The sequence below is a fragment of the Psychrilyobacter sp. genome (assembly GCF_049671765.1).
Classification (GTDB): Bacteria; Fusobacteriota; Fusobacteriia; order Fusobacteriales; family Fusobacteriaceae; genus Psychrilyobacter.
Genome location: NZ_JBATVM010000193.1, coordinates 1 through 4464, shown reverse-complemented (window position 1 = coordinate 4464; position 4464 = coordinate 1). Strand labels below are relative to the sequence as shown.

At 27.1% G+C, this 4464-nt stretch carries 6 protein-coding genes and 1 pseudogene; all 7 read right to left on the bottom strand.

Annotated elements, in window-relative coordinates:
* A pseudogene (locus tag WBG30_RS09645) lies at positions 1–258 on the bottom strand (biotin--[acetyl-CoA-carboxylase] ligase); the annotation flags it as partial.
* 72 nt (positions 259–330) lie between these two features.
* A complete protein-coding gene (locus WBG30_RS09640; protein WP_424504443.1) occupies positions 331–735 on the bottom strand; it encodes a restriction endonuclease in 405 nt (134 codons plus the stop codon).
* A 129-nt stretch (positions 736–864) separates the two neighbouring features.
* On the bottom strand, positions 865–1311 hold the full coding sequence (locus WBG30_RS09635) for an NAD(P)H-dependent oxidoreductase subunit E (protein WP_424504442.1): 447 nt from the start codon (positions 1309–1311) through the stop codon (positions 865–867).
* A gap of 124 nt (positions 1312–1435) precedes the next feature.
* A complete protein-coding gene (locus WBG30_RS09630; protein ID WP_424504441.1) occupies positions 1436–1582 on the bottom strand; it encodes a hypothetical protein in 147 nt (48 codons plus the stop codon).
* Between the two features lie 43 nt (positions 1583–1625).
* Positions 1626–2057 (bottom strand): hypothetical protein, encoded by a 432-nt coding sequence (locus WBG30_RS09625; protein ID WP_424504440.1) that lies wholly within the window; start codon positions 2055–2057, stop codon positions 1626–1628.
* A gap of 9 nt (positions 2058–2066) precedes the next feature.
* The gene (gene acpS, locus WBG30_RS09620; RefSeq protein ID WP_424504439.1) at positions 2067–2441 is read right to left on the bottom strand and encodes a holo-ACP synthase; all 375 of its coding nucleotides are present in this window, start codon (positions 2439–2441) and stop codon (positions 2067–2069) included.
* 160 nt (positions 2442–2601) lie between these two features.
* Positions 2602–4464 (bottom strand): hypothetical protein (locus WBG30_RS09615; RefSeq protein ID WP_424504438.1); only part of this gene is annotated, 1863 nt, incomplete at its 5' end.

The following is a 4464-nucleotide window of genomic DNA, read 5'->3' as shown; positions in this document are numbered from 1 at the left end:
CATATTTTTTAACCCATCCAATAAAGCTATTCCAACGATTAGCGGGAGTTTGCTATATTCTTCCATACTCAAATTAGGATCTTCCTTTAAGGCAAAGCTAAATAATCCTGCTCCTATAGGAGATACCCAAAGGTTCCCCCTTCGTCCCCGTCCAGAAGTCTGAATATCTGCTATAGCTAGATCCCATTGTTTTTTATCTTTTTTATCTTTTAGATAATCACTGGTTGATCCCAGTTCATCAAAGTGAAATATTCTCATTTTTTCCCTCCTATTTAGTACAGCAAAGTCGGTATTAAAAAGGACACCGTGATCAGTGTCCTTTAATTTATTTTACTTTACCTTTAGGGGGAACATAAAGACGTCCCTCTCCTCTTTATTATCATCTAATTGTCTTTCTATTACAGGGTTTGAGATCAATTCTACTTCTCCCTTATAGACATATTGTTTATCTTCGTACAGCTCTAATAGATGAAGGGTAAATCCCTCCTCATTGGCATTTAAGATAGATTTATTCTGTCTTTTCATCTCCTGATCTCCTTTTTTACCCATTCCGGTAAAATATAGGATATCTCCATCTTTTCTATGTTTGTATGAACAATTATTAAATTTAGCCAATAAAACTATAGTATTGGTTTTCTTACTTTTTCTCACTCCACCTTGATTAGAACATAAAAAAGTTTCTGCTATATCTTTATTTTCCAAAACTTGATCTATCTTTAAGTCTTTTATTGTCATCTTCTGTCTCCTTTTTTTCTTCTTATCAGACCTCATCTATCTTCTCCTAACTTAGGAGAAGTAAAAGCCCTTACTTTTTTTAAATACCTCTACTCATAAATTTCTGTTTATTATAATCCTTTAGGTTTTCTATTTTTTTAATAAATTAGCCAAAATTTTAGGAGTCATCTTATTATAAATTTCGTCACCAATCTTCACATTGGGCCCTTTTCCACACTGCCCAAAACATCTTTGGGTCATTAGTTTATATTTTCCATCAGAAGTGATTCCATCTGTTTCTACTCCTAATATATTCTTAGCTTCCTCCAGTATCTTTCTACTACCATTATTTGCACATGCTGTATGGGTGCATACCTTCACTTCTATTATTTGCTTTCCTTCACCCTTTAAATGGGGGTAAAATTTAATTGTATTCTCAACAGAAAAATCAAATTTATCCATCTTTTCTGCAACAAATTTTATCATATCTTTAGATATATATCCCTGATTTTTTTGGATAAACTCCAATACTTCTAATTCATTATTTTTATCCTCTAAATTTTCTATAATTCTTTCTATTTCTTTGTATAGTTCCATATATTTCCCTCTCCTTTTTTTAATCTGACGCTCCACTAGTTCCATCAGAAATTGTCTCTTTTTCTCTAGGACAAATTCCACATTTAAAAAATGTAGATTCAAAAAATATAACCCACAAAAAGAGTTATAGTTTCATCCTATGATCCCCAACCTCTCCAGATTCTGCTTTCTCTACTAAAAATTCCATCATTTTCCCAAAACTTTTACTTGAACTTGTTGCCCCAGCTACAATATCGATCTCTGGCAACTGAAAATCACCTTTTCTTTGCATACCATTATTTTCTTCATATCTTTCCTTCTATTTATTTTTGTTCTCAATGAAACCACCCTTCAAACTCGCCTATTTTTCCTTCTTCAGATTTTTTCATCAAAAACATAATCATCTTATTAAATTTATTAGATACAGATGTGGCTCCTGCTATGGTATCTACCTTAGACATCTTATAATTTTTAGTTTTCTTTAATTTTTTCATATACTCTTTTGGGAGTTCCACATATGGATTTACTCCTCTGGTATCTTTTAAAACTATCTGTAAATCTTTTTTATCCTGACTAATTAACTTCCCATCTTTAGTCACCATATCTATATCTACCCAGTCAATTTTATTATTTTTTACTCTTATTTCTACCTTGGTTCTCCATTTTTTACCCTTTACAACATTTTCTACAACCGAATAGTTTCCATCTGTTAATTTAATGGCAAATATAGATGTTATTAAAGTGAAATATATAATTATAACTTTCAATTTATCCCCCTATAATTTTATCTTATTCTCTTCTAAAATAGCAGTTGCAGTTGCATATTCCTTAGAATGGGATATACTCAAATTCAATTTTCCACTGTATTTTTTACTCAATTTACCTGATAGATAAACTACAGGTTTTCCTAAATCATCATTTAAGATCTCAATGTCTAGTAGTCCAAATTCCCTAACACCAGTTCCAAAGGCTTTTGAGATAGCTTCTTTGGCTGCAAATCTTCCTGCATAACTAGGATATGGATTTTTTTTCTGTGAAATATACTCTATTTCTTTTTTTGTATATACTTTTTCTAAAAAAGTAGAAGTTCTTTCAATAGCTTTTTTTATCCTAGAAATTTCTACAATATCCGTTCCTAATCCTATAATCATAATTATCTTCCTTTCGACACAGAGATTCACGGAGTTTAAAATAAGAGAATCACAGAGGCTTTATTTTGATTTATTAATTATTAACCACTAATTATCAGATAACTCTGTGTACCTTTCTTTTCTCTCGGTGTAACTCTGTGCCCATTTTTTTAGTTTTTTTCTATACGTTATTTAACTCAGTTCTAATTTTCTCCAAATATAACTTATTACCTTTTAAATAGTCATTCAAATAATTTTTTATATCTTTATTTGACGCTTTATACTCCATCTTTTTTATATCTTCTCTTTCTATAATTTTAAACAATAATTCCTTAGTCGTTGGGTTTAATTTTTCTTTTATAAAATATATAATAGTAAATAATTTAATTATATTTTTATTCCCATAATCTTTACTTAATATTTCTATCAAATTTGAACCCATAACATAAGCACTAAAATTAATATGATTTTCTTTTTTGACTAACCTTTGAAAATAAATTTCCAAGTCTTTAACTTCAAAGTAGCTATTTTCACACAATTTTATTACCTTTCTATAACTAATTTCTTTATAAATTGTTGGATATTTAGCCAATAATTCCCAAATTTCCTTTTGCTTCTCTATTCTTTCAAATTTATCAGGATATTTATCTAACATAATGTTCCTAACCTTCTTATCTTTCATTATTTTTTTTAGTTGCTCATTATTAAATATATCATCATTAAACAACAAAATAATCCAATTTGTCATTTGAGTATACACAAATGATTCAAATTTATATTTTTCATCTATCCATTCTAGAAAAAACTTATTTTCATTCAATGACTTCAATAGTTCTTTAGAGACTCTATTTAAATGGCAAAATCCTATATAAAATTCTTTTTTATTATTATTTATAATAATTCCCCAATTTTCTTTTATTGTATTATTTTCAGTATTTAAATAAAACCACTCTAAAACTCCTAAATTTTCTCCTAAAAATAAATTTATTATCTTCGGAAAATACTCTTTCCATTTATTTATTTTATTCCAAAATAATTTTGCTCTTTCTTCAATACTTTTATTCTCATAATATAATGTTTGAAAAATTATATCTATAAATTGATCTAATAAATCTATTTCCATGCCACTTTCTGAAACTTTTTCCCTATCTTTTTCATTTTCCATAACGAACTCTAATAAATTATAAGTTTCTTCTAACATCTCTTCTATTTTTTTTTCTTGTTTACCCTGTCTATATTCTTTTAATATATTTGAAACTAAACCATAATATCTTATAGATTCATAGTTTCCAAATGATTCTTCTGATATTTTTTTTAGTAATTCAAAGGACTCATCAACATTTAAATTTTCACCTAAATTCATTATAAATCGTGGATTTATTTTCTTGATATTATTTAAAATTTCTCTCTTATATTTAAAGTATATTTTTTCTATTCCTTTTGAAAAAGAGCTTTCAGTTATTTCATTTATTTTTTCTATTAACGCATTTAAATCTAATCCATCATTTAATATGCTCTCTAACGTATCACCATATTTTAAGTGATCCTTTTCATCTAAAGTCAAATCACTTGGTAATGAAGGGAACATATTCTTTTCTTTTTTAAATTCATTTCGATACTTTTCCTTTAAAGTTTTATCCTCTATCAAATCTGCTATTACAAAACCATGATAGTTACTTTTTATTTCTTTTAATATATCTATTTCTTTTATTTCTTTTATTATTTGATTTTTATTTTCAGATTTTTTAATCTTATTATAAATTGCATTAATCCAAAAACTACTCATTACCATTTTAAGGTTATCTTTCTTTAAATTTTTAATGTTATTAGTATCATTATTTACTAAATATCCCAAATAATTTTCTAATATATCCTCTTTATTTAGCTTATCTATTCTTTCTATACTGTATTTTATAAGTTCATCGTCTTTAAATATAATTTTATTCATTAATTTCATTAAAGTAGTTGCTGTTTCGGGAATAAGGTTAGGAATCCATTTTTGATCATTAGAAGCTGAGTAATGAAGTGCAATATTATCAATCTC